This is a genomic window from Micromonospora chalcea, assembly GCF_002926165.1.
Lineage (GTDB): Bacteria > Actinomycetota > Actinomycetes > Mycobacteriales > Micromonosporaceae > Micromonospora > Micromonospora chalcea.
This window is the reverse complement of the sequence record NZ_MAGP01000173.1, coordinates 1-22,784: the sequence shown is the minus strand read 5'-3', so window position 1 is coordinate 22,784 and position 22,784 is coordinate 1. Positions and strand designations below refer to the sequence as shown.

General features: G+C 71.6%; 23 protein-coding genes. 3 read left to right on the top strand and 20 right to left on the bottom strand.

The genetic code is table 11. The features are described 5' to 3' along the window. Window positions 1-1,118: 1,118 nt before the first annotated feature. The 13 genes from BAW75_RS30200 to BAW75_RS30140 all read right to left on the bottom strand — a co-directional run bounded on the left by BAW75_RS30200 (window position 1,119) and on the right by BAW75_RS30140 (window position 12,057). Window positions 1,119-1,574: a DUF2550 domain-containing protein gene (locus BAW75_RS30200; RefSeq protein ID WP_104115786.1), complete on the bottom strand. Its 456-nt coding sequence runs from the start codon at window positions 1,572-1,574 to the stop codon at window positions 1,119-1,121. Between the two features lie 12 nt (window positions 1,575-1,586). Then, window positions 1,587-1,865: a F0F1 ATP synthase subunit epsilon gene (locus BAW75_RS30195; RefSeq protein WP_043328661.1), complete on the bottom strand. Its 279-nt coding sequence runs from the start codon at window positions 1,863-1,865 to the stop codon at window positions 1,587-1,589. Window positions 1,866-1,974: 109 nt separating this feature from the next. Then, the gene (locus tag BAW75_RS30190) at window positions 1,975-3,120 is read right to left on the bottom strand and encodes an LCP family protein (RefSeq protein WP_043328659.1); all 1,146 of its coding nucleotides are present in this window, start codon (window positions 3,118-3,120) and stop codon (window positions 1,975-1,977) included. Between the two features lie 216 nt (window positions 3,121-3,336). Then, entirely contained in the window at window positions 3,337-4,782 is a 1,446-nt protein-coding gene (atpD, locus tag BAW75_RS30185; protein WP_043328657.1) for a F0F1 ATP synthase subunit beta, read from the bottom strand. Next, on the bottom strand, window positions 4,782-5,711 hold the full coding sequence (locus BAW75_RS30180) for a F0F1 ATP synthase subunit gamma (RefSeq protein WP_030504728.1): 930 nt from the start codon (window positions 5,709-5,711) through the stop codon (window positions 4,782-4,784). Before BAW75_RS30180 ends, atpD begins: the two co-directional genes overlap by 1 nt. Window positions 5,712-5,715: 4 nt before the next feature. Next, window positions 5,716-7,365 (bottom strand): F0F1 ATP synthase subunit alpha, encoded by a 1,650-nt coding sequence (atpA, locus tag BAW75_RS30175; RefSeq protein ID WP_064447833.1) that lies wholly within the window; start codon window positions 7,363-7,365, stop codon window positions 5,716-5,718. Between the two features lie 72 nt (window positions 7,366-7,437). Further along, complete coding sequence (locus BAW75_RS30170) at window positions 7,438-8,259, bottom strand: F0F1 ATP synthase subunit delta (RefSeq protein ID WP_030504730.1); 822 nt, start codon at window positions 8,257-8,259, stop codon at window positions 7,438-7,440. Further along, window positions 8,259-8,786, bottom strand: coding sequence for a F0F1 ATP synthase subunit B (locus BAW75_RS30165; protein WP_030504731.1), 528 nt, complete (start codon window positions 8,784-8,786; stop codon window positions 8,259-8,261). Before BAW75_RS30165 ends, BAW75_RS30170 begins: the two co-directional genes overlap by 1 nt. Window positions 8,787-8,815: 29 nt before the next feature. Further along, entirely contained in the window at window positions 8,816-9,040 is a 225-nt protein-coding gene (gene atpE / locus BAW75_RS30160; RefSeq protein WP_018789141.1) for an ATP synthase F0 subunit C, read from the bottom strand. A 93-nt stretch (window positions 9,041-9,133) separates the two neighbouring features. After that, the gene (gene atpB, locus BAW75_RS30155; RefSeq protein ID WP_043328655.1) at window positions 9,134-9,913 is read right to left on the bottom strand and encodes a F0F1 ATP synthase subunit A; all 780 of its coding nucleotides are present in this window, start codon (window positions 9,911-9,913) and stop codon (window positions 9,134-9,136) included. Between the two features lie 42 nt (window positions 9,914-9,955). After that, the gene (locus BAW75_RS30150) at window positions 9,956-10,177 is read right to left on the bottom strand and encodes a hypothetical protein (protein ID WP_030504733.1); all 222 of its coding nucleotides are present in this window, start codon (window positions 10,175-10,177) and stop codon (window positions 9,956-9,958) included. Window positions 10,178-10,336: 159 nt separating this feature from the next. Then, window positions 10,337-10,774: a Cg1360 family ATP-synthase-associated protein gene (locus BAW75_RS30145; protein ID WP_064447834.1), complete on the bottom strand. Its 438-nt coding sequence runs from the start codon at window positions 10,772-10,774 to the stop codon at window positions 10,337-10,339. Then, window positions 10,771-12,057, bottom strand: coding sequence for a serine hydroxymethyltransferase (locus tag BAW75_RS30140; protein ID WP_104115785.1), 1,287 nt, complete (start codon window positions 12,055-12,057; stop codon window positions 10,771-10,773). The genes BAW75_RS30145 and BAW75_RS30140 overlap by 4 nt, the downstream gene beginning before the upstream one ends. Window positions 12,058-12,092: 35 nt before the next feature. Here BAW75_RS30140 and BAW75_RS30135 point away from each other — a divergent pair, with 35 nt between their 5' ends. Continuing rightward, the gene (locus tag BAW75_RS30135; protein WP_104115784.1) at window positions 12,093-13,559 is read left to right on the top strand and encodes an SDR family oxidoreductase; all 1,467 of its coding nucleotides are present in this window, start codon (window positions 12,093-12,095) and stop codon (window positions 13,557-13,559) included. Here the strand turns inward: BAW75_RS30135 and BAW75_RS30130 are convergent. Beyond that, window positions 13,556-14,338 (bottom strand): SDR family NAD(P)-dependent oxidoreductase, encoded by a 783-nt coding sequence (locus tag BAW75_RS30130; protein WP_104115783.1) that lies wholly within the window; start codon window positions 14,336-14,338, stop codon window positions 13,556-13,558. The two genes, BAW75_RS30135 and BAW75_RS30130, sit on opposite strands and share 4 nt — an antisense overlap. 109 nt (window positions 14,339-14,447) lie before the next feature. Between BAW75_RS30130 and BAW75_RS30125 the strand changes: the two genes are divergently transcribed. Continuing rightward, complete coding sequence (locus BAW75_RS30125; RefSeq protein WP_104115782.1) at window positions 14,448-15,074, top strand: TetR/AcrR family transcriptional regulator; 627 nt, start codon at window positions 14,448-14,450, stop codon at window positions 15,072-15,074. 3 nt (window positions 15,075-15,077) lie between these two features. Here the strand turns inward: BAW75_RS30125 and BAW75_RS30120 are convergent, their stop codons facing one another. The 4 genes from BAW75_RS30120 to prmC form a co-directional block, all read right to left on the bottom strand. Further along, window positions 15,078-17,186: a transglycosylase domain-containing protein gene (locus BAW75_RS30120; RefSeq protein ID WP_104115781.1), complete on the bottom strand. Its 2,109-nt coding sequence runs from the start codon at window positions 17,184-17,186 to the stop codon at window positions 15,078-15,080. Between the two features lie 112 nt (window positions 17,187-17,298). Further along, complete coding sequence (locus BAW75_RS30115; protein ID WP_104115780.1) at window positions 17,299-17,910, bottom strand: arsenate reductase/protein-tyrosine-phosphatase family protein; 612 nt, start codon at window positions 17,908-17,910, stop codon at window positions 17,299-17,301. Continuing rightward, window positions 17,911-18,555 carry an L-threonylcarbamoyladenylate synthase gene (locus BAW75_RS30110; protein WP_043330966.1) on the bottom strand — a complete coding sequence of 215 codons (645 nt, stop codon included), beginning with the start codon at window positions 18,553-18,555 and terminating at the stop codon, window positions 17,911-17,913. It lies immediately after the preceding gene. Then, window positions 18,555-19,445 carry a peptide chain release factor N(5)-glutamine methyltransferase gene (prmC, locus tag BAW75_RS30105; RefSeq protein ID WP_104115779.1) on the bottom strand — a complete coding sequence of 297 codons (891 nt, stop codon included), beginning with the start codon at window positions 19,443-19,445 and terminating at the stop codon, window positions 18,555-18,557. The genes BAW75_RS30110 and prmC overlap by 1 nt, the downstream gene beginning before the upstream one ends. 130 nt (window positions 19,446-19,575) lie before the next feature. On the opposite strand from prmC, the gene BAW75_RS30100 reads away from it, so the two are divergent. Then, window positions 19,576-21,129 (top strand): GGDEF domain-containing protein, encoded by a 1,554-nt coding sequence (locus tag BAW75_RS30100; RefSeq protein ID WP_104115778.1) that lies wholly within the window; start codon window positions 19,576-19,578, stop codon window positions 21,127-21,129. Between the two features lie 66 nt (window positions 21,130-21,195). Here BAW75_RS30100 and prfA read toward each other — a convergent pair whose 3' ends face one another. Both prfA and rpmE read right to left on the bottom strand, forming a co-directional pair. Then, entirely contained in the window at window positions 21,196-22,284 is a 1,089-nt protein-coding gene (gene prfA, locus BAW75_RS30095) for a peptide chain release factor 1 (RefSeq protein ID WP_104115777.1), read from the bottom strand. Between the two features lie 89 nt (window positions 22,285-22,373). Beyond that, a complete protein-coding gene (gene rpmE, locus BAW75_RS30090) occupies window positions 22,374-22,598 on the bottom strand; it encodes a 50S ribosomal protein L31 (protein WP_030504744.1) in 225 nt (74 codons plus the stop codon). Between the last annotated feature and the right edge of the window lie 186 nt (window positions 22,599-22,784).

Below are 22,784 nucleotides of genomic sequence, written 5' to 3'. Positions count from 1 at the left end.
ACGCCGTGCGGGATCAGCTTGTCACCCTGCACAGTCACGCTGACGGGCTTGACCGCGTGGGTGGTGTCGGCCGCGTGGGCGGCGACCGGGCCGGCGAACACGCCACCGGTGAAAGCCAGACCAGCAACACCCAGAACGCTCTTACGCAGAATCGTGTTCATGATGGGGGCTCCATTCGGGGGTCGACACACCCCCCGGGGGGACCGGGGGTGCGTGGGCACCGTCAGGCGCTCAAGAAAGTCTCAAGGGGGATCTCGGCTGCTCGCGAAGGCACGGGGGCCTCTACGCGGCGCCGGAAGCATGTCCAACGACCGTCGGCCCGGCATCATTCCCGGGCGCCTCACACCACCGGGGGGCGGCGCGGGGCTCACGTCGTCGGAACCATACTCAACGACCGGCCGGCCAGGGTGATTCCCGGCTTGGGGATGCCGCCTCGCTCGGGGGCGAGCCGGGTTGCTCGGTCGTTCACCTGGTTACAACGCCCCGCACCCGCCAGCGATTCCGCCACGAGAGTGCCGCCGACCACCCCCGAACCGGACATCCACCCCACACACGCCAAACCTCACCGAGCCCAGCCCGGGCACCTCGCTCTGCACCCCGGCGATCAAGGAGTTTGCGGCCCTTTCCGGCACCCACGAGGACACAAACCCCTTGATCACCCTCGAAGAAGCCTCCCCGGGCGCCCACCACCGGGTTGATCATGAGGTTAGCGGTGACATAACGGACACCAAGTGCCGCCAAGTTCATGATCGACGCTCTCGGAGGGGGGCTGACCCGGGGCGGCCGCCCCGCCGCAGGTCCGCGGGCCGCACGCGCGATCTTGCACTTTGAGCCCTCGGAACACCCGATTCGCCGGATTTATGGTGCACCCAAGTGCAAGATCGCGCGGGGCCTCAGGAGCTAGGGGGCGGCAACCCGTCCCGAACTCCTGGGAGCTTCGGCGATCTTGGAGTTGTGGTGCCTCGCATACCTCGTCTAACGGGCATCGTGGGCGCCACAACTCCAAGATCGATGGCGAGGTGAGGGCTGTCGTGCGGGGGCAGCCGGACTGGGCGAACCGGGTGCCGGATTCAGCCGGCCAAGGTGTGCGGGGGTGCCGCCACTTCGGGCGGCGGGGGTCAGGCGGCGGGCCAGTCCTGGGAGGCCAGACGCGGCGAGACCGCCCCGGGTGGGGCGGCCTCGAGCCAGGACAGGAATCCGGTAACCGTGGAACGCGCCATGGCGATCTCGATCGGCGCGTGGTGGCTGGTACAGCGCAGGATCACCCACTCGGCCGGCATCGACATGCGCTCCTGTCCCTCGGGCAGCCGGCGTCGCTCGACCGCCAGCCCCTCACGGGAGAGCACCCGCTTGGGGCGCAGCGCGAAGCTGAACATGCGGTACCAGCGGAGTTCGTCGCCGACGAAGCGACCGAACCCGGGTGACCAGCCACGACCGTCGAGGATCGTGGAGACGCGGACGCTCAGCCGGATGGTGCCACCGCTACGGGTGAACAGTGCCCGCCGGATGAAGAGGATCAGAATGCCGACGACGACTACCGCTACGCCGATTCCGAACCCTTCGACGATCTCCATCGGCGGGTCTGCTCAGCGGGCCGGGGTGGCGGGGGTCGCGCTCTCGGCGAGCACCGTGACGCCCTCGCTGGTCACCGACAGGAAGCCGCCGGGCACGTCGAAGACGACCTGCTGGCCACCGGCCTGCTTGATGCGTACCTGGCTGGGCTCCGCGAGCTGGCCGAGCAGCGGCGCGTGCCCCGGCAACACACCGAGCTCACCCTCGGTCGTCCGTGCGACGACCATTTCGGCCTCGCCGGTCCAGACCTTCTCCTCGACGGCTACGAGCTCGACGTGAAGCTGCTGTGCCACGCTGTCTCCTTGCTGCGGCGGCGGATTGCCGAAAGTCTAGTCGCGCCCCCGCGGCCCACCCAACGCGGGTGGTGAGAGCCGGACCACCACGGCCCCGCACCCGCCCAGGCTACTTGGTTTTCTGAATGAAGTCGGGGTGCTCCAGCAGGAAGGCATCGAGCTGTTCGGTGCGCAGGGCGGTGAAGAAGTCCTCCGCCGGTTCGAGCAGCCGCTCACCCCGGTACGCGCTGCCGGAGCCGATCGCCCCGCCGGGCAGCTTGATCGTCTCGATCGCGTTCGGACGGATGTCCTTCAGCGCCAGCCCGAAGTCCACCACGCTGTTGCCGCGCCCGTTGAAGACGAGCGACTTGCCGGCGGCCCGCAGCACCCGGTCGAGCTTGACCGGGTTGGTCACCACGTCGGCGCTGACCGCCTGGCTCGCCATGGCCTTGACGAACTGCTGCTGGTGCCGCTGCCGGCCGTAGTCACCGTCCGGCACGCCGTTCTTCGGGTAGCGCTGCCGGACGTAGTCCAGCGCCTGCCAGCCTTCGAGGTGGGCGTTGCCCTTCTTGTACACCGCCTGCGGTCCGAGGTAGCCGCCGCCACCGGGCCGGAGCTGGCGGGGCGTACCGTCCGGCTGGAGGTGTTCGGACCGGACCTCCCGCTCGATGTACATGTCGACGCCGCCCATGGCGTCGACGATCTTCTTGAAGCCGCTGAAGTTGATGATCGCGCCGGCGTCGAAACGCTTGATGCCGGTGACGTCCTGCACGGTCTTGGCGAGCAGTTCGAAGCCCTGCGCGGTGCTGGGATTCTGCCCCGGCACGTTGCTGCCGTGCGACATGGCGGCGTTGAGCCGGTCGTTGCCGCCGGAGTAGTCGGCCTTGGCGAAGGCCGGGATGTCCACCCGCAGGTCGCGCGGGAGCGAGAAGAGGTAACCCCGGTCCATGCTGGCGGGCACGTGCAGCACCATGATCGAGTCGGCGAGCGGCCGGGCGGTCGACGTACGCGGGTCGACGCCGACGAGCAGGATGTTGAGCGGACCCTTGATGTCGCTCTTCTTCTCGTTGGCGCCGGCGGCCTGGTCACCGAAGAGGTCGGCCTTGCCGACCGAGCCCTCGTAGCGGGCGACGAGGGCGCGGGAGCCGAGCAGCACGGAGCCGCTGAGCACCACCATGACGATGCCCAGGATCGTGCACACGCGGGCCCAGCGGGGCACGCCTCGCCACATGGACCGCTTGCCGCGGTCCGTGCCGCCCTTACCGCCCACGAGCATCTCCAATCGTCACGCCCACGGGTAGGAAGACGGGCGCGGGGGTCCGTTTGGTTGCAGAGATCAACGGCCGGGATGTGAAAGTCGTGTCAGGAACGGTACCGCGCGATTCGGCGAACTGCTTGCCGGAGATCCGGGCATCTGGTAATGCAACGGTCGGAAACGGCGAGGGCCGCCCCGGCTTTCGCCGGGACGGCCCTCCCCTGTGTGAGCGGGCTCTCAGCCCTCCTCACCCATCAGTTCCTTGGCCTTGGCCTTGAGGTCCTCCAGGCCGCCGCACATGAAGAACGCCTGCTCCGGGAAGTGGTCGAACTCCCCCTCGCTGATCCGGCGGAAGGCGTCGATGGTCTCGGCGATCGGGACCGTCGAGCCGGGGACGCCGGTGAACTGCTCCGCCGCGTACGTGTTCTGCGAGAGGAACCGCTCGATCCGGCGGGCACGGCCGACGGTGAGCTTGTCCTCCTCGGAGAGCTCCTCGATACCGAGGATGGCGATGATGTCCTGCAGGTCCTTGTAGCGCTGCAGGATCCGCTTCACCTCGGTGGCGACGGCGAAGTGCTCCTCGCCGACGAACTCCGGGGCGAGAATCCGGGACGAGGACGCCAGCGGGTCCACGGCCGGGTAGATGCCCTTGTCGGAGATCGACCGCTCCAGGTTGGTGGTCGCGTCGAGGTGGGCGAACGTGGTGGCCGGCGCCGGGTCGGTGTAGTCGTCGGCGGGCACGTAGATCGCCTGCATCGAGGTGATGGCCTGGCCCCGGACGGAGGTGATCCGCTCCTGGAGCTCGCCCATCTCGTCGGCCAGGGTCGGCTGGTAACCCACGGCGCTCGGCATACGGCCGAGCAGCGTGGACACCTCGGAACCGGCCTGGGTGAAGCGGAAGATGTTGTCGATGAAGAGCAGCACCTCCTGCTTCTTCACGTCGCGGAAGTACTCCGCCATGGTGAGCGCGGAGAGCGCGACCCGCAGACGGGTGCCCGGCGGCTCGTCCATCTGGCCGTACACGAGCGCGGTCTTGTCGATGACGCCCGACTCGGTCATCTCGGCGATGAGGTCGTTGCCCTCGCGGGTGCGCTCACCCACGCCGGCGAAGACCGAGGTACCACCGAAGTTCCGGGCCACGCGGGTGATCATCTCCTGGATGAGCACCGTCTTGCCCACGCCGGCGCCGCCGAACAGGCCGATCTTGCCGCCCTTGACGTACGGGGCGAGCAGGTCGATGACCTTGATGCCGGTCTCCAGCATCTCGGTCTTCGGCTCCAGGTCCGCGAAGGCCGGGGCCTTGCGGTGGATGCCCCACCGGTCGTCGGCCTCGATCGTCTCGCCCTCGGTGAGGTTGAGGCACTCGCCGATCGCGTTGAACACGTGGCCCTTGACCGCGTCACCCACCGGCACGCTGATCGGCGCCCCGGTGTCACGCACGTCGGCGCCGCGGACCAGACCGTCGGTCGGCTGCATCGAGATGGCACGGACCAGGTTGTCACCCAGGTGCTGGGCGACCTCCAGGGTCAGCGTCTTCTCACCACCCGAAAGGGTCACGTCGACGTGCAGAGCGTTGAACAGCTCCGGCATGGCGTCGCGCGGGAACTCGGCGTCGACGACCGGGCCGATGACCCGGACCACGCGACCCGTGGCCGTCTTGGTCTCAACTGCGGATACAGTCATCACACTTCACTTCCCGACGCGGCCAGCGCGTTCGCGCCGCCGACGATCTCACTGATCTCCTGGGTGATCCCGGCCTGACGGGCCGAGTTCATCTCGCGCGTGTACTTCTCGATCATCTCTTCGGCGTTGTCGGTGGCGCTCTTCATCGCCCGCCGGCGGGCGGCCGACTCGCTCGCCGCCGACTCCAGCAACGCCGCGAAGATCCGCGTGTTGATGTACTTCGGCAGCAGGGCGTCGAGCAGCGACTCCGGCTCCGGCTCGAACTCGTACGCCGGCAGCGCGCCCTCGGTCCGAGGCCGGTCCTCGACCTGCATCGGGCCGATGATCCGGGTCACCGGGTTCTGCGTCATCAGGGACTTGAACTCGGTGTAGACGATGTGCAGCTCGTCCACGCCGAGGATCCCGTCGGCGCCGGCATCCCCGTCCACGTCGTCCGCGCCGGCGGTGAACGCCTTGATCAGCGTGTCACCGACCTCGCGGGCGTCGGCGAACGTCGGCTGCTCCGAGAAGCCGGTCCAGCTTCCGGCGATCTGCCGGCTGCGGAACCGGTAGTACGCCACGCCCTTGCGGCCGATGACGTAGAGCACCGGCTCCTTGCCGTCGGCGCGCAGCCGGGCGATCAGCGACTCGGCGGTCCGGATCGCGTTCGAGCTGTAGCCGCCGGCCAGACCCCGGTCGGCCGTCACCAGCAGGACGCCCGCCCGCCGCACCCGCTCGCGCGGGGTGAGCAGCGGGTGGTCGATCCGCGCGTTCGAGGCCAGCGCCGTCAGCACGCCGGTGATCGCCTCGGCGTACGGCAGCGAGGCCGCCACCTTGGCCTGGGCCTTGGCGATGCGGCTCGTCGCGACGAGCTCCATCGCCTTGGTGATCTTCTTCATCCCCTTGGCGGAACGGATCCGCTGCCGGAGAACGCGTACCTGGGCGGCCATCGGATCAGCTCTCGGCCGGGCGGTCGGCGCCGTCGCGCAGGCGGGTCACCGTCTCGCGGGACTGCTCACCCTCCAGCGGCTTGGCCGGCGCCTCGTTGATCCGGACCTCCTCCTCCTTGCCCAGGAAGAGCTGCTTGAACTCGGTGATCGCCGAGTCGAGCGAGGCGATGATGTCGTCGTCCCACTTGTGGTCCGCGATCGAGGCCAGGACGCCCTCGTGCTTGTGCCGCAGGTACTGCAGGAACTCCGACTCGAAGCGGCGGACCTCGCCGACCGGGACGTCGTCCAGCTTGCCCTCGGTGCCGGCCCAGACGGAGACGACCTGCTCCTGCACCGGGTACGGCGAGTAGTTCGGCTGCTTGAGCAGCTCGACCAGGCGGGAACCGCGGTCCAGCTGGGCGCGGGAGGCCCGGTCCAGGTCGGAGGCGAAGGCGGCGAACGCCTCCAGCTCGCGGTACTGGGCCAGGTTCAGCCGCAGCGAGCCGGCGACCTTCTTCATCGGCTTCACCTGCGCGGCGCCACCGACCCGGGAGACCGAGGTGCCGACGTTGATGGCCGGCCGGACGCCCTGGTTGAACAGGTCGGTCTCGAGGAAGATCTGGCCGTCGGTGATGGAGATGACGTTGGTCGGGATGAACGCCGAGATGTCGTTCGCCTTGGTCTCGATGATCGGCAGGCCGGTCATCGAGCCGCCACCCAGCTCGTCGGAGAGCTTGGCGCAGCGCTCCAGCAGACGCGAGTGCAGGTAGAAGACGTCACCCGGGTAGGCCTCACGGCCCGGCGGGCGGCGCAGCAGCAGCGACACGGCCCGGTACGCCTCGGCCTGCTTGCTCAGGTCGTCGAAGACGATCAGGACGTGCTTGCCGCCGTACATCCAGTGCTGCCCGATGGACGAGCCGGTGTACGGGGCGAGGTACTTGAAGCCGGCCGGGTCGGAGGCCGGGGAGGCGACGATGGTGGTGTACTCCATCGCGCCCGCCTCCTCCAGCGTCCCCTTGATGGAGGCGATGGTGGAGGCCTTCTGGCCGATCGCGACGTAGATGCAGCGGACCTGCTTCTTCGGGTCGCCGGAGCGCCAGTTCTCGCGCTGGTTGAGGATGGTGTCCAGCGCGACGGTGGTCTTGCCGGTCTTCCGGTCACCGATGATCAGCTGACGCTGACCGCGGCCGATCGGGGTCATCGCGTCGATGGCCTTGATGCCGGTCTGCAGCGGCTCGTCGACCGACTTGCGGGACATCACGTTCGGGGCCTGGAGCTCCAGCTCGCGGTAGCCCTCGTTGGCGATGTCGCCGAGGCCGTCGATGGGCTCGCCGAGCGCGTTGACCACGCGGCCGAGGAACGCGTCACCGATCGGCACGGAGAGCACCCGGCCGGTGCGCTTGACGCGCTGGCCCTCTTCGATCCCGCCGAAGTCACCGAGGACGACGACACCGATCTCCCGGACGTCGAGGTTCAGCGCCACACCGAGCGTGCCGTCCTCGAACTCCAGGAGCTCGTTGGTCATGGTCGAGGGGAGGCCCTCGACGTGGGCGATGCCGTCGCCGGCGTCGGCGACGGTGCCGACCTCCTCGCGGGAGACGTCGGCCGTGTAGGAGGAGACGTAGCGCTCCAGGGCGCCGCGGATCTCCTCCGTCGAGATGGTCAGCTCGGCCATCCTCTGCTTCCTTAAGTATCTCAGGGCCCGGGATACCTGGTACCGACCGGTCCGGTGGCGACGAATCAGGGCTCAGCGCTTGGCGAGCGCGTTGCGGGTCTCGTTGAGGCGGCGCAGGACGGTGCCGTCGTACAGGTCGGAGCCGACCTGTACGCGCGCCCCGCCGAGTACGTCGGGGTCGACCGTCTGCTTGACGGAGACCTCCCGACCGTACATCTCCGAGAGGCGGGCACCGAGGCGTCGCTCCTCCTCCTCGGTCAGCGGAGCCGCCACGGTCACGTACGCGACCTGACGGTCCCGCCGGTCGGCGGCGAGCTCGACCAGCCGGGTGAGCGCACCGGTGAAGGAGCGTCCACCGAAACCAGCGAGCGCGGCCTCGACGAGGCTGACGGTGACCGGCTGGGCCTTGCCGGCGAGCAGCTGCCGGGCCAGTTCTGCCCGCCGCTCGACCGACGCCATCGGGTCGGAGAGCGTGTTGGACAGCTCGGCGGAACCGGAGACGACCTGCCCGAAGCGGAACAGCTCGTCCTCGACCTCGCCCAGGTCGCCGGACAGGTCGGCGCTGGCCAGCAGCGCCTCCACGCCGAGGCGCTCGACACCGTCGAGCAGCTCGGACGGGGCCGACCAGCGGCCGGACACCATCGACGCGAGCAGGTCGAGCGCTTCCGCGCCGACCCGGCCGCGCAGCATGTCGCCGAGCAGGCCGGAGCGGTCGGCGCCGGCCCGGGCCGGGTCGGAGAGCGCCCGGCGCAGCCGCGGCTCACGCCGCAGCAGGGCGGCGACGGAGAGGATGTCGTCGGCGGTGGCAGCCACCGCCGACGGCTCCGCGCCGCGGACGTACGCGTCGAGGCGCTCGGCCCCGGCCCGGTACGACTCCCGGCTGGCGGCCTGCATCAGCGGGCCCCCGTGCTCTCGAGACCGCTCAGGAACCGGTCGACGGTGCCCTTGCGACGCGCCTCGTCGGCGAGCGACTCACCGACGATCTTGCTGGCCAGGTCCACCGCGATGGTGCCCACCTCGGTACGCAGCTCGCGCACGATGGTGGCCCGCTCGGCGGCGAGCTGCTCCTTGCCGGCGGCGATGATCCGGTCGGACTCCTCACGCGCCTTGGCGAGGATGTCCTGGCGGATCCCGTCGGCGTCGGCCCGTGCGTCGTCGCGGATCTTGGCGGCGTCGGTACGCGCCTCCGCGAGCTGGGCCCGGTACTGCTCGAGCAGCTTGTTCGCCTCGGCCTGGGCCGCCTCGGCGCGCTTGATGCCACCCTCGATCGCGTCGACCCGCGCCTGGTACATCGCCTCCATGCGGGGCATGACGAACTTCAGCAGGACGAAGACGAGCAGGGCGAAGGAGATCGTTCCGACGACCATCTCCTGCCAGATCGGCAAGATCGGATTGTGCGCGCCTTCGGCGGCGAGATACATGTCAGACCTCCGGATCGGGAGAGCTCGCGTCAGCTAACGGCGAAGGCGAGCACCAGGCCGAACAGCGCCAGCGCCTCGACCAGGGCGAAGCCCAGCACCAGCCAGGTGCGGTTGTAGCCGGCCGACTCGGGCTGGCGGGCGCTCGACTGGATGTAGGCCGCGAAGACCAGGGCCACACCGATACCGGGGCCGATGGCGGCGAGGCCGTAGCCGATGGTGTTGACGTTGCCACCGATCTCGGCAAGAACGTTCATTGCGGGTATTCCTCCTAGTTCACACGTGAGGGCTCACGTGTACGCGGTCGGTACCAGATGCTTGGCCGGGCCGGGTGCCCGCCGAGCCGGATCTCAGTGCTCGTCGGCCAGCGACGTGCCGATGTAGTTGGCGCTCAGCGTGACGAAGACGTATGCCTGCAGCACCGCCACCAGCGCCTCGAAGAAGGCCATCACGATCGCCATCGCGAAGGAGAAGACCGAGGTCGCCTGCACGAAGACGCTGCTCGACCCGAGCATCACGAAGCCGCCGACGGTGAAGACCAGCAGGAGCAGGTGGCCGGCGAACATGTTGGCGAAGAGTCGCAGTGCCAGGGTGACCGGCCGGACGACGAAGTTCTGCAGGAACTCGATCGGAATCAGCAGGAAGTGCATCGGCCACGGCACGCCGGGCAGGATGAGGCTCTGCTTGAGGTACTTGCCGAGGCCGTGCTTGCGGACGCCGACGTAGTTGTACATGACGTACGAGATGGCGGCGAGCACGATCGGGAACGCGATGTGCGAGTTCGGCGAGATCTGCAGGCCGGGCACGATGCTGAAGATGTTTGTCAGCAGGATGAAGCTGAACAGCACGGTGAGGTAGGGCGCGAAGCGGATGCCCGCGTTGCCCATCTGCTCACGGGCGATGTTGTCCCGGACCAGCCCGTAGACGGCCTCGGCGGCCCACTGGCCCTTGCCCGGCACCAGCTTCGGCTTCCGGTACGCGGCCACGAAGAAGATGATCAGCAGCGCGACGGCGATCCAGATCATGATGCTGAACTTGGTGACCCAGGGGCCGGCCACGTCCGGCGGGTAGAAATCCCCGACGCTGGGGGGCCAGGGAAGGTCCTGGGCGACGACCAGCTGTCCGCTCACCGTGTCATCCTCCGCACTCAACAGACCCGCGTGTGCCGGAACTCAGGCACTGAGCCTCTTCATGATCAGGTAGATCGCCCCGGCCGCGCCGAGCATCATGCCGACGGCGACCCCGATGCCGGCTGGCAGACCGAGGAACCGTTCCGCCAACCAGCCGAGGCCACCCCACACCAGAATGCCGGCGAGCAGGTAACCCACGACGGCGCCTGCCACACCCTCCGACGAGTGCTCGTCGGACTTGTGGGAGTGGGGGTCATCGGCCATGACGTGGCGAACAATATCAGCAGGGGCGCGCGGGGATGTGCGGCACCCCCCACACTGCGGACAGCGTGCGGGCCGTACTGCGGGCGCGTCAACCTGGCGCCACGTTACTCCTGTCGCGCCCGTCAGGGCACCCGCCGTACCGGACACGATTCAGCAAAGTCACTCGCTGTCGTCGCGACGCTCGAATGTGGGCAGCGGTGATCTCATCGCCCAGGTCAGGTGGGCACCGGTCCACGCCACCACGGCCGCGATGATCGCCACGCCCATGTCCGGCAGGCCGGGCCAGCCGGTGGCCGCCACGGCGGCCATCACCACGCCCAGGATCACGATCTTGGTGGCGTAGGTGACCAGCCCGACCGACATGATCATCCGAGGGTGGATGGCGTCCGCCCAGGCGACCGAGAGGCTGGAGATCAGGTAGCTGACGATCACCAGCGCCACCCCGGCCGCGAAGCCGGCCGCCCCGGTCGGGCCGCGCAGCAGCGCCGCCGCCGGCACCCCCACCACCGCGAGGGCCGCGCACGCCAGCAACGGTAGCCGCAGGTGGTTCAGCCGGGACCGGATCGCGCCGGGCTCACCCGCCCGTGGCGCCGTCATCGGGGGTACGCCGGGAAGGCGGCGACCAGCTCGGCGACCTCGCGGGCCACCCCGGCCAGCGCGTCGGCGCCTCCGGGGGCGCCGGGATCGGTGCGTACCGCGCGCGCGATCAGCCCGGCGATCCGGCCCATCTCCCCCTCGCGCATGCCCTGGGTGGTGACGCTCGGCGTACCCACCCGGATGCCGGAGGCGACGAGCGGCGGCTGCGGGTCGTACGGGATCGCGTTCTTGTTCAGCGTGATGCCGGCGGCGTCGCAGCGGGCCTCGGCCTCGGCGCCGGTCACGCCCGTCTCACGCAGGTCGAGCAGCGCCAGGTGGGTGTCGGTGCCGCCGGAGACCGGCCGCAGGCCGTCGGCGGCCAGGCCGTCGGCGAGCGCCCGCGCGTTCGTCACCACCTGGGCGGCGTACGTGCGGAACTCCGGCTGCGCGGCCTCGCGCAGCGCGACCGCCTTGGCCGCCACCGCGTGCATCAGCGGGCCGCCCTGGGTGAACGGGAAGACCGCCTTGTCGATCCGCGCGGCCAGCGGCTCCCGGCAGAGGATCATGCCGCCGCGCGGACCGCGCAGCACCTTGTGCGTGGTCGCGGTGACCACGTCGGCGTGCGGCACCGGGGACGGGATCGCGCCGCCGGCCACCAGGCCGACGAAGTGGGCGGCGTCCACCATCAGGTACGCGCCGACCTCGTCGGCGATCTCGCGGAAGCGAGCGAAGTCGATGAGCCGGGGGTACGCGGTCGCGCCACAGATGATCAGCTTCGGCCGGTGCGCCCGGGCCAGGTCGCGTACCTCGTCGTAGTCGATCGTCTCGGTGTCCGGCCGGACGGTGTAGCCGACCGGGTGGAACCACTTGCCGGAGAAGTTCACCCGGCTGCCGTGGGTCAGGTGCCCGCCGTGCGGCAGGTCCATGGCCAGCACCGTGTCACCGGGCTGCACCAGGGCGGCGTACGCGGCCAGGTTGGCGCTCGCCCCGGAGTGCGGCTGGAGGTTGGCGTGCTCGGCGCCGAACAGGTCCTTCGCCCGGGCGACGCCCAGCTCCTCGGCCCGGTCCACCTCGGCGCAGCCGCCGTAGTAGCGCCGGCCCGGGTAGCCCTCGGCGTACTTGTTGGTGAGCGTGGAACCGAGCGCGGCCAGCACCGCGGGCGAGGTGAGGTTCTCGCTGGCGATCAGTTGCAGACCGCCGCGCAGCCGGTCCAGCTCCCCCAGCACCACCTCGGCGATCTCCGGGTCGACGGTACTGAGCTGCTGGAAGTCCGGCCCCCAGAAGGTGTCCCTCGCGTTCTCCACAGCGAAGGAGTCTACGGAGCCGCAGACTGGATGCCGTGAGATGCCTCGTCACCGGCGCGACCGGCTACATCGGCGGGCGCCTGGCGCCCCGGCTGCTGGCCGAGGGGCACACCGTACGCTGCCTGGCCCGCACGGCCGGGCGGCTGCGGGACGTGCCCTGGGCGGCCGACGCGGAGATCGTCGAGGGCGACCTGCGCCGCCCGGAGACGCTGCCGTCCGCGTTCGAGGGCGTGGAGGTCGCGTACTACCTGGTCCACTCGCTCGGCCAGCGCGGCTTCGAGGCTGCCGACCGGGAGGCGGCGACCAACTTCGCCGAGGCGGCGCGCGCCGCCGGCGTACGCCGGATCGTGTACCTCGGCGGCCCGGAGCCGGCGGAGCGTGACGGCCTGCCCTCGGCGCACCTGCGCTCCCGGGCGGAGGTCGCGCGGATCCTGCTGGACAGCGGCGTGCCGACGGCGGTGCTGCGCGCCGCGGTGATCATCGGATCCGGCTCGGCCTCGTTCGAGATGCTGCGGTACCTGACCGAGCGGCTGCCGGCGATGGTCACCCCGCGCTGGGTGCGCAACCGAATCCAGCCGATCGCGGTCCGGGACGTGCTGCGCTACCTGGTCGGCTGCGCGCACCTGCCGGCCGAGGTGAACCGGGCCTTCGACATCGGCGGCCCGGACGTGCTGACCTTCAGCGACATGATGCAGCGCTACGCCCGGGTGGCCGGGCTGCGGCCCCGGGTCATCCTGCCGGTGCGCCCGCTCACCCCGTCGCTGTCCTCGCACTGGGTCGGCCTGATCACGCCGGTGCCGAACGCGATCGCCCGGCCGCTGGTGGAGAGCCTGGTGCACGAGGCGGTGGCGCACGAGCACGACATCGCCGCGTACGTGCCGGACCCGCCCGAGGGGCTGACCGGCTTCGACCAGGCGGTGGCGCTGGCGCTGTCCAAGGTGCGCGACGCGCAGGTGGAGACGCGCTGGTCGAACGCGAGCGGGCCGGACGCGCCGGCCGAGCCGCTGCCGTCGGACCCGCGCTGGTCCGGCGGCACCGCGTACACCGACATGCGGGAGCGGGCGGTGGACGCGCCACCGGAGGCGCTGTGGCGGGTCATCGAGGGCGTCGGCGGCGAGCACGGCTGGTACTCGTTCCCGCTGGCCTGGTCGGTCCGCGGCTGGATGGACCGGCTGGTCGGCGGCGTCGGGCTGCGCCGGGGGCGGCGTGACCCGCACCGCCTCCAGGTCGGTGAGGCGCTGGACTTCTGGCGGGTCGAGGAGATCGTCCCGGGCGAGCTGCTGCGGCTGCGCGCCGAGATGCGGCTGCCCGGCCGGGCGTGGCTGGAGATGCGCGCCGAACCGGAGGGCAACGGCGGCAGCAGGTACGTGCAGCGTGCCGTGTTCCTCCCGCGCGGGCTGCCCGGCCACCTCTACTGGGCCTCGGTGGCGCCGTTCCACGCCGTCGTCTTCGGCGGCATGGCCCGCAACATCGCCAAGGGCGCCGAACACCCGGCCGGTTAGGCGGGAGAGTCGCCCCGCAGTGCGGGGCCGAGGAGCAGTCCCCCGTCGATGACGTACTCGGCGCCGGTGATGAAGGCCGCGTCCGGCGACGTGAGGAACAACAGCAGCGCGGTGATGTCGGCGGGCTGCCCGAGTCGCGGGACGGCGAACGGCTCCGGCGAGTAGAAGTCGGCGATCGGGGCGTCGCTGCCGGCCGCCGGCTCGGTGATGAACGGGGTCTCGATCACGCCGGGGTGGATCGCGTTGACGCGGATGTTGTCGCGGCCCAGCTCCAGGGCGGCGGTCCGGGTGAGCCCACGCACCGCCCACTTACCGGCGACGTAGGGCGCGTAGAGGGCGGTACCACCCATGCCCATGGTGGAGCCGATGTTGACGATCGCTCCTCCCCCCGCGCGACGCAGCGCCGGGGCGGCCGCCTTGATGCCGAGGAAAGTGCCGGTGAGGTTGACGTCGAGGATACGAGCCCAGGTGGCCCGGTCGGTGGACTCGATGAGGGCCGGCGGGTTCTGCACCCCGGCGTTGTTGACCAGGATCGTGAGCGCGCCGAATGCCTTCTCGGTCTCCGCGACGGCGGCGACCCACGACTCCTCCCGGGAGACGTCCAGGCGGACGAACCGCGCCCGGTGTCCCAGCTCGGCGGCGAGGCCGGCGCCCCGCTCGGCGTCGATGGCGCCGATGACGACGTTGGCGCCCTCGGCGTGCAGGGCGCGAACGTGGCTGGCCCCCTGCCCACCGGTGCCGCCGGTGACGAGAACTGTCTGATTGGCGAAGCGGGACATCGGATCCTCCGGTGACGCGAGACGGATGGCGAGTCGGGCGACTCACCATGCCGACGCTACGCCCTGGGCGAATGGTGAGTCAACCCACTCGCCTCGCTATGATGGCCGCATGACCCCAGCGCCGTCGGCCTATCACCAGCGCGTGGCGGAGGAGAAGCGCGCACTGATCGTGCAGGCCGCCACCGAGCTGTTCCTGGAGTTGGGCTACGACCGGGCGTCACTGGCGCGTATCGCCGACAACGCCGGCGTGTCGAAGGCGACGCTGTTCAAGCAGTTCCCGACGAAGGCGGCACTGTTCGACGCCATCGTCATCGACTCCTGGGCCCGCAACGAGGTCGCCGACGTGCCACCTGCCGGTGACCTGACGGCCGGATTGACGGTCCTCGGACGGCACTACGCGACGCTGTTGAGCCGGCCGGAGATGACCGACCTGTTCCGCATCGTGATCGCCGAGCTGCCCCGCTTTCCCGAGCTGGCCAGAGCACATTTCGCGCAGGGCAAACTGCCGTACTTCGAGTCCGTCCGGATCTACCTCTCGGCCGAGCACGACGCGGGAGCCGCGGACATCGCCGACCCGGAGATGGCCGCCACGCACTTCCTCGGGATGATCTCCAATTACCTGCTCTGGCCGCGCCTGGTCCTCCCGGACTGGACGGTCACCCCGGACCGCACGACAGCGGTCGTCGACGAAGCCGTCCGAACCATGGTCGCGCGATACGGCAGGCCGGCGAGCTGACCCTCAGTTGCCGGTGCGCGGGCTGGTGTGCTGGAAGGCGACCGCCTGGCCCGGCGGGACGAAGTCGCGTACCGGCTCGTCGCGCAACGCCCACGCGAGGATGCGGCCCACCGCGGCGATCTGCCGCTTCTGCACGCCGCCGCCGACCGCGTCCCGGGGATCGTCCGGGTTCGCCGCGATCGTCGCCACCGAGAGCTGCGGGGTGAACGCGACGACCGTCTCCGTGGCGTTCCGCTCCGAGCTGCCGGTCTTGCCGGCCACCGGACGGCGCAGGCCCGGGGCCAGCTCCTCGGCCGTGCCGCCGTCGCAACGCCGGTACATCGACTGGTCGCCGACCGGGCAGCGGCTGGCGTCGGCCGCCGCGCGGGCGACCTCGGTGTCGAGCACCTGCCGGCAGTCGGTGTTCCCGGCGGCGATCTTCCGGCCGGACGGGTCGGCGATCGAGGTGACCGGCGTGGGCCGGCACCAGGTGCCCTCGGCGGCCACCGCGGCGTACGCGCCGGCCAGGTCGAGCGGCGTGGTGGCGGAGACGCCGAGCGTGAACGGGCCCCAGCTCTTCGCGCCGTCGTGGGCCATCTTCGCGTCGGCCGGAGCGCGGAACACGATGCCCAGCCGCTGGGCCATCTCGACCACCCGGTCCGCGCCGACCCGCTCGGTGAGCCAGGCGAAGTACGTGTTCACCGACCGGCCGAACGCGTCCCACATGTCCCGGTCGCCGTCCATCCAGTAGGTGTTGGCGTTCGCCGGGCACCACCGGCCGCCGCAGCTCGCCGGGCCGGCGCCGACCGGGTACTGCGTGACGTAGACGCGCGGCGCGTCGAACACCGTGTCCAGCGGCAGCCCGGACTCCAGCGCGGCCAGCAGGGCGAACAGTTTGAACGTCGAGCCCGCCTGGTAGCCGGTGATGCCGCCACCGCCGGCCACCAGCTGGTTGACCGTGTTCGGGTAGTTCTGCTGACCGTCCGGGTTCGCGGCCACGCCGTACGTGCGGTTCACCGCCATCGCCAGCACCCGTCCGGTGCCCGGTTGCACCACTGCGGTCGGCGCGGCGCGCGCGATCGTCTCCGGGTAGATCTCCCGCACCTGCTCGCTCGCCTTCGCCTGCACGTCCGGGTCGAGCGAGGACACGATCGACCAGCCGCCACGGCGCAGCGTGCGCTGCCGCTCGTCCACGGTCTCGCCGAACGCCGGCTGGGCGTTCCACCACTGGGTGAACCAGTCGCAGAAGAAGCCCCAGTCGTTGTGGTCGGCGGGCACCGCGGCGCAGTCGTTCGGGGTGGTGTTGGGTGCCAGCGCCAGCTCCGCCGCCTTCGCCGCCTCGGCGTCGGCCGCGCTCGCCCGGCCGGTCTCCACCATCCGGTCCAGCACGTACGCCCGCCGTTGCCGCGCCGAGTCGGCGTCGCCGTTGATCGGGTCGTCCGCCGGGGACCGGACCAGCCCGGCGAGCAGCGCGGCCTGGGCCAGCGTGAGCCGGTCCGGCGTGGTGGAGAAGTAGCGCTTGCTGGCGGCGGCGATGCCGTACGCCCCGGCGCCGAAGTACGCGATGTTCAGGTAGCGCCCGAGGATCTCGTCCTTGCCGATCTGCCGTTCCAGCGTCAGCGCGTACCGCATCTCGCGGATCTTGCGCCCGACGGTGATCTCGGTGGCGGCGGCGCGCTGCTCCTCGGTCAGCCGGGGGTCCCCGGCCAGCGCGTTGCGCACGTACTGCATGGTCAGCGTGGAGGCGCCCTGGCGGGTGCCCTCGCGGCGGTTGGCGGTGAACGCCCGCGCGACGCCGCGCACGTCGACGCCGTGGTGCTCGTAGAAGCGCACGTCCTCGGCGGCCACGATGGCGTCGCGCATCACCGGCGCCACCTCGGCGACCGGCACGTCCACCCGGTCCTCGACGTAGAACGAGGTGATGAGCGTCCGCCCGTCGTTGGCGTACAGGTTGGAGCGCTGCGCCGGCTGCGGCGTCTTGAGCGCCTCCGGCAGCGCGGTGTACGGCATCAGGTTCTTCAGGCCCAGCCCGAAGACCAGCGCGGCCGGCAGCGCCGCGACGGCCAGGACCAGCCCGGCGAGCACGCCGGCGAGCACAACGGTGAACAGTTTGTCGAGATAGGCCCGGTTCATCAGCTCTCCCCGCAGGAGCCGGCCGTACGGACCAGTTCAGAATGACCCGAATGTTCGCTTTAGCCGACACCTTCCGAGAAAGGCGCAGAAAGTTCGCGGAGAAGGATGAATCTCAGGGCAACAGCGCGGCAGCCAGCGGCTGCACCGTCTCCTCGATCTCGTCCGCGACCCGGCTGAAGCACTGGTCGCCCCGGCCCCACGGATCGTCCAGATCGTCGGTGGGCAGCGCGGAGGCGTTCTGCCGGGCCGCGTCGACAGCCGCCACGAGCGCGACGCCGCGCGCGTACACGGCGTCCGGCGTGGGCTCGGCCGGCGGCAGCGCAGCGCGGTCCAGCCCGCCGAGCAGACGGCCGAACTCACCCAGCACGAACGTGCGCGCGGCGGCGTCCGGCCGCAGCGCCACCACGTACTCCTGCTGGTCGGCGGTGGCGGTGAGCACCAGGTCGGCGGCGTCGATCAGATCCGAGCGCAACCGCCGGGCGGCGAACCCCTCGGTGTCACCGCCGCGCGAGATCACCTGGCGGGCCGCGGGCGGGTTCATCTCCTCGCCCGCGTGCCAGCCGCCGGTGCCGGCGCTGTGGCTGTGCACGAGCGCGTCCGAACCGGCCGGGTCGACGCCGAGGCGGGCCAGCCGCTCCCGGACCGCGAGCAGCAGCAGCCGCTCGGCCATCGGCGACCGGCAGATGTTGCCCATGCAGACGTGCAGGACGGTGAAGGGCGGCACTCAGATCCCCCGCTCGTCGAGGATGCCCGGCACGACCTCCCGCAGCTTCGCCAGCGTCACCGCGCCCTCACGCAGCACCCGCGGCACCTCGCCGGTCAGGTCGACGATCGTGCTCGGCACCGGGTCCACCGCCGGCCCGGCCTCCAGGTAGGCCCGCACGCCGTAGCCGAGCTGGTCGCGCGCCTCCTCGGCGGTGAGCGCGGCCGGCTGGCCGACCTTGTTGGCCGACGCGACGGCCATCGGCCCGGTCTCCCGCAGCACCTCCAGCGCCACCGGGTGCAGCGGCATCCGCACCGCCACCGTCCCGCTGGTGTCGCCCAGGTCCCAGGCCAGGCTCGGCGAGTGCTCCACGACGATGGTCAGCGCGCCCGGCCAGAACGCCTCGACCAGGTCGCGGGCCGCGCCGGGCAACGAGAACACCAGGCCGTCGAGCGTGTGCCGGGAGCCGATGAGCACCGGGGGCGCCTGCCGGGCGCCGCCCTTGGTGTCCGCCAGGGCCTTCACCGCGTACGGCGTGAACGCGTCCGCCCCGATGCCGTAGACCGTGTCGGTCGGCAGGACGACGAGTTCCCCGTTCTTGACCGCCTCGATGGCAGCGGCGATGCCGCGGTCCCGGTCGGCGGGCGACCGACAGTCGTAGAGCATCACGAGGAGTCAGTCTGCCACGCCCGGGCGGTCTCGGCGTGGGTGCCGTCCGCCCGCCGGGACGCGCTCGCCCAACGGGGCCGCCCGGCCAGGTCCCGGTGCTCCTCGACGCGGTCGTAGCGGCCGTCGCCGCGCAGCAGCGCGGGCACCGCCGCCGCGTGCGTGTCGTCGTGCTCGATCCCGATCGCGCCGCCCGGGCGCAGCAGCTCGGCGGCCCGGCGCACCACCGGGCGGATCACGTCCAGCCCGTCCGCGCCGCCGAACACCGCCTCGTCCGGGTCGTGCCCGGCCACCTCCGGCGGCACCGCCACCGACCTCGGCACGTACGGCGGGTTGCACAGCAGCACGTCGACCCGCCCGGCCAGGCCGGCCAGCAGCTCCGGACCGGTCACGTCGGCGGCCACCACCTCGACCGGCCGGTCCCCGGCGGCAGCCCGGTCGGCCGCGTTGCGCCGCAGCCAGGCCAGCGCGGCCGGGGACCGTTCCACAGCCACCACCCGGGCCGCGGGCACCTCCTGCGCCACCGCCAGGGCGATCGCGCCGGAGCCGCTGCACAGGTCGACCACGAGCGGCGCGGCGTGCTCCCGGGCCCGCTCGATCCCCCACCCGGCCAGCAGCTCGGTCTCCGGCCGGGGCACGAACACGCCCGGCCCGACCGCCAGCTCCAGGTGCCGGAAACCGGCCGAGCCGAGCAGGTGCTGCAACGGCTCCCGGGTCACCCGCCGCCCGACGAGGGCGTCCAGGCGGTCACGCTGCGCCGGGGTGAAGCCGTCGGCCAGCGCCAGCCGGCCGCGTGGCACGTCCAGGACGTACGCGGCCAGCTGCTCGGCCTCGGCGCGGGGCGCCTCGACGCCCGCCACGGCGAGCGCGCGCGCCACCCGGTTGATCACCAGCGAGGCGCGTTCGCGTTCTGTCCCTTCGGACGGGTGTTGCGGGAGTGCGGTCACGCAATAATCATGAGGCGTCGCGGCTCACCTCACGAGCGGGTGCGTCCGGGCACACACCGCAGGGAGGTCGCGAGTGGGCTGGCTCGACCAGGTCGAGGACCAGGTTGACGCTCTCCGACGCGCACGGTCACTGCAGGAGGCCAGCCGGTCCGCGGAGGCGTGCGTCCTGCTCGACCGCGTCATCCGCACCACCGGCGACCCGTACGCCCGCGCCGACGCGCTCGTGCAGCGCCTGTCCGCGCTGATCAACCTCGGCCGGACCGCCGAGTTCACCCGGGCCGTCGAGGACGCCTCCGCCGCGGTACGCGACCTCGCCGAGCCCTACCTGCACGGGCACCTCAACGCGCTCGCCGCGCTCGCCGCCCACCACCAGGGCGCGCTGGACCGGTGCGTGATGCACCTGGTCCGGGCCGCCCGCGCGCTGGGCGCCGACGACACGCCGGACCGGGACACCGCGTGGGGCTGGCACGACCTCGCGATGGCGTACTCGTACCTGAGCTTCCACGGCCACGCTCTGGGCGCGATCGAGCGGGCCCGCGAGGTGGGGCTCAGCGCCGGCATCCCGGAGGAGACGTTCGCCGCGCCGGGGATCCGGCTGCGCAACGCGGTGGCGCTGGACCACAACGGCGACAGCGACGGCTGCCTGCGGGTGCTCCGCGACGTCGCCGGTGACCTGGCCCGCTTCCTGCGCGGCGGGCGGGCCGGCAACCTGCGCCCCAGCAGCCTCGCCGCGTACGGCTACGCGGCCGCCCGGCGGGCCGCGCTCGGCGACCGGGTGGAGTCCGCCGGAGACGCCGACCCGAAACGGCTGCTCGGCCACGGCGGCGACAGCGCCCGCGCCCGCGACCTGCGCCAGCTCGGTCAGGTCTGCCTGGCCGTCGCCGCCAACCGCCCGATCGAGGCGGTCACCCGGCTGGACGCGCTCCAGGTCTCCGACGAGACGCTCGGCGCGGCCGAGGCACCCCGGCTGCGCAGCGTCGCGCTGGCCCGGGCCGGCGACCACGCGGGCGCGCACCGGGCCGACCGGCACGCGTTCCGGCTGGCCGCGCGGCGCAGCGACCGGCTGCGGGACGTCTACATCGACGGCATCGCCGCCCGGATCGACCACGAGGAGATGCGCCGCGAGGCGGCCCGCTACGAGGGCGAGGCGCTCACCGACCCGCTCACCGGCCTGCCCAACCGGCGCCGGCTGGAGCGCTACCTGGGCGCCGTGGTGTCCCGGGGCGAGCGCGTGGTGATCGGCGTCTGCGACCTCGACGGGTTCAAGGCGGTGAACACCCGCCACGGCCACCACTCCGGCGACCTGGTGCTGCAACGGGTCGCCGGGGTGATCAACCGGGTGATGCGGCGGGGCGACTTCGTGGCCCGCTACGGCGGCGACGAGTTCGTCGTGGTGCTGCCCGACACCGTCATGCCGGAGGCGGTCGAGGTGGCCCGGCGGATCGAGGCCGCCGTCCGCACCGAGGACTGGGAGTCCCTGGTCCCGGACACGCCGGTCGGGGTGACGATCGGTTTCGCCGAGGTCGACGGCAGCACCACTGTCAGCGTCCGGGAGGCGCTCGGCACCGCGTTCGAGCTGGCCGACCGGGAGATGCTGCGCGCCAAGGCGCGACCACGCGCGAGCTGAGCGGTAAGGAAGGGCCCCCTGTTAACGCCTCCGGTAGAGGAAGGGCCCCCTGTTAACACCCAGCGGTCAGCGGCGGGACAGCTCCGTCTCGCCGGCCAGGCGCGCCGCGCGGTCCGCCTCGGCCAGCGCGTCGAGCACCCCGTCCAGCTCGCCGGCCAGCGCCAGGTCCAGGTTGTACGCGGTGTAGCCGATGCGGTGGTCGGTGATCCGGTTCTGCGGGAAGTTGTAGGTGCGGATCCGCTCGGACCGGTCCACGGTGCGGACCTGCGCCTTGCGGGCGTCCGACGCCGCCGCGTCGGCCTGCTCCTGGGCCGCGGCGAGCAGGCGGGCCCGCAGGATGCGCATGGCCTGCTCGCGGTTCTGCAGCTGCGACTTCTCGTTCTGGCAGGACACCACGATGCCGGTCGGCACGTGGGTGATCCGTACCGCCGAGTCGGTGGTGTTCACCGACTGCCCACCGGGGCCGGACGAGCGGAACACGTCGATGCGCAGCTCGTTCGGGTCGATGGTGACGTCGACGTCCTCCGCCTCGGGCAGCACCAGCACGCCCGCGGCACTGGTGTGGATCCGGCCCTGCGACTCGGTGACCGGGACACGCTGCACCCGGTGCACGCCGCCCTCCCACTTGAGCCGGGACCAGACCCCGTTGCCGCCCTCCGGCACGCCCTTGCTCTTGATCGCCAGCGACACGTCCTTGACGCCGCCGAGGTCGGAGTCCTGGGCGTCGATCACCTCGGTGACCCAGCCGTGCCGCTCGGCGTACCTGGTGTACATCCGCAGCAGGTCCCCGGCGAACAGCGCCGACTCCTCGCCGCCCTCACCGGCCTTGATCTCGACGATCACGTCCTTGGCGTCGTGCGGGTCGCGCGGGATGAGCAGTTCCGCGAGCCGTTCCTCGAGCGCCGGCAGGGAGCTGGCGATGGCCTCCGCCTCGGTGGCGAACGTGGCGTCCTCGGCGGCCAGCTCGCGCGCGGCGGCCAGGTCGGCGCGCGCCTGCTCCAGCTCGCCGGCCGCCTTGTGCAGCGGGACCAGCTCGGCGTACCGGCGGCCGACCCGCCGGGCGGTGCCCTGGTCGGCGTGGATGGCCGGGTCGGCCAGCCGCCGCTCCAGCTCGGCGTACTCGTCGAGGAGGGCGGCCAGGCGCTCACTGCTCATGCTGCGGATGCTCCTTGGGTGTGAAAACCGGCGCAAACGGACGAACGCCCGTGCCCGGCAGGAGCCGGACACGGGCGTCGTCGACGGAGCTACTTGGCCTTCTTGCCCTGAACCTTGGCGTACTTCTGCTGGAACTTCGCGACCCGACCGGCGGTGTCCAGCACGCGCTGCTTACCGGTGTAGAACGGGTGGCAGGCGCTGCAGGTCTCGACGCTGATGGCGCCGCCCTTGGCGGTGCTGCGGGTCGTGAAGGTGTTGCCGCAGGAGCAGCGGACCTCGGTGGTCACGTACTCCGGGTGGATGTTGGGCTTCATGTCGCCTCGGTCCTTTCGTCGGTGGTCGCCGGGTCGCCGTCGATGCTCCCCGTCGTCCGCGACGGGCTCGGGCGTGAACCGGAACCGGTGGCCGATTGACCAGTCTGCCACGGGCGTCTTCCACCCGGCACAGGAGGTCCGCCACCCGCAACGCCCGCCCACACTCCCGCATTCCCACCCCACGCC

What these genes read in the sequence shown, in the direction of transcription:
- BAW75_RS30200 (WP_104115786.1), bottom strand. Translation starts at nt 1,574, where the DNA reads ATGGAGATCGTCGAAGGGTTCGGAATCGGCGTAGCGGTAGTCGTCGTC.
- BAW75_RS30190 (WP_043328659.1), bottom strand. Translation starts at nt 3,120, where the DNA reads ATGCTCGTGGGCGGTAAGGGCGGCACGGACCGCGGCAAGCGGTCCATG.
- atpD (WP_043328657.1), bottom strand. Translation starts at nt 4,782, where the DNA reads ATGACTGTATCCGCAGTTGAGACCAAGACGGCCACGGGTCGCGTGGTC.
- BAW75_RS30180 (WP_030504728.1), bottom strand. Translation starts at nt 5,711, where the DNA reads ATGGCCGCCCAGGTACGCGTTCTCCGGCAGCGGATCCGTTCCGCCAAG.
- atpA (WP_064447833.1), bottom strand. Translation starts at nt 7,365, where the DNA reads ATGGCCGAGCTGACCATCTCGACGGAGGAGATCCGCGGCGCCCTGGAG.
- BAW75_RS30170 (WP_030504730.1), bottom strand. Translation starts at nt 8,259, where the DNA reads ATGCAGGCCGCCAGCCGGGAGTCGTACCGGGCCGGGGCCGAGCGCCTC.
- BAW75_RS30165 (WP_030504731.1), bottom strand. Translation starts at nt 8,786, where the DNA reads ATGTATCTCGCCGCCGAAGGCGCGCACAATCCGATCTTGCCGATCTGG.
- atpE (WP_018789141.1), bottom strand. Translation starts at nt 9,040, where the DNA reads ATGAACGTTCTTGCCGAGATCGGTGGCAACGTCAACACCATCGGCTAC.
- BAW75_RS30150 (WP_030504733.1), bottom strand. Translation starts at nt 10,177, where the DNA reads ATGGCCGATGACCCCCACTCCCACAAGTCCGACGAGCACTCGTCGGAG.
- BAW75_RS30145 (WP_064447834.1), bottom strand. Translation starts at nt 10,774, where the DNA reads ATGACGGCGCCACGGGCGGGTGAGCCCGGCGCGATCCGGTCCCGGCTG.
- BAW75_RS30130 (WP_104115783.1), bottom strand. Translation starts at nt 14,338, where the DNA reads ATGTCCCGCTTCGCCAATCAGACAGTTCTCGTCACCGGCGGCACCGGT.
- BAW75_RS30125 (WP_104115782.1), top strand. Translation starts at nt 14,448, where the DNA reads ATGACCCCAGCGCCGTCGGCCTATCACCAGCGCGTGGCGGAGGAGAAG.
- BAW75_RS30120 (WP_104115781.1), bottom strand. Translation starts at nt 17,186, where the DNA reads ATGAACCGGGCCTATCTCGACAAACTGTTCACCGTTGTGCTCGCCGGC.
- BAW75_RS30110 (WP_043330966.1), bottom strand. Translation starts at nt 18,555, where the DNA reads ATGCTCTACGACTGTCGGTCGCCCGCCGACCGGGACCGCGGCATCGCC.
- prfA (WP_104115777.1), bottom strand. Translation starts at nt 22,284, where the DNA reads ATGAGCAGTGAGCGCCTGGCCGCCCTCCTCGACGAGTACGCCGAGCTG.
- rpmE (WP_030504744.1), bottom strand. Translation starts at nt 22,598, where the DNA reads ATGAAGCCCAACATCCACCCGGAGTACGTGACCACCGAGGTCCGCTGC.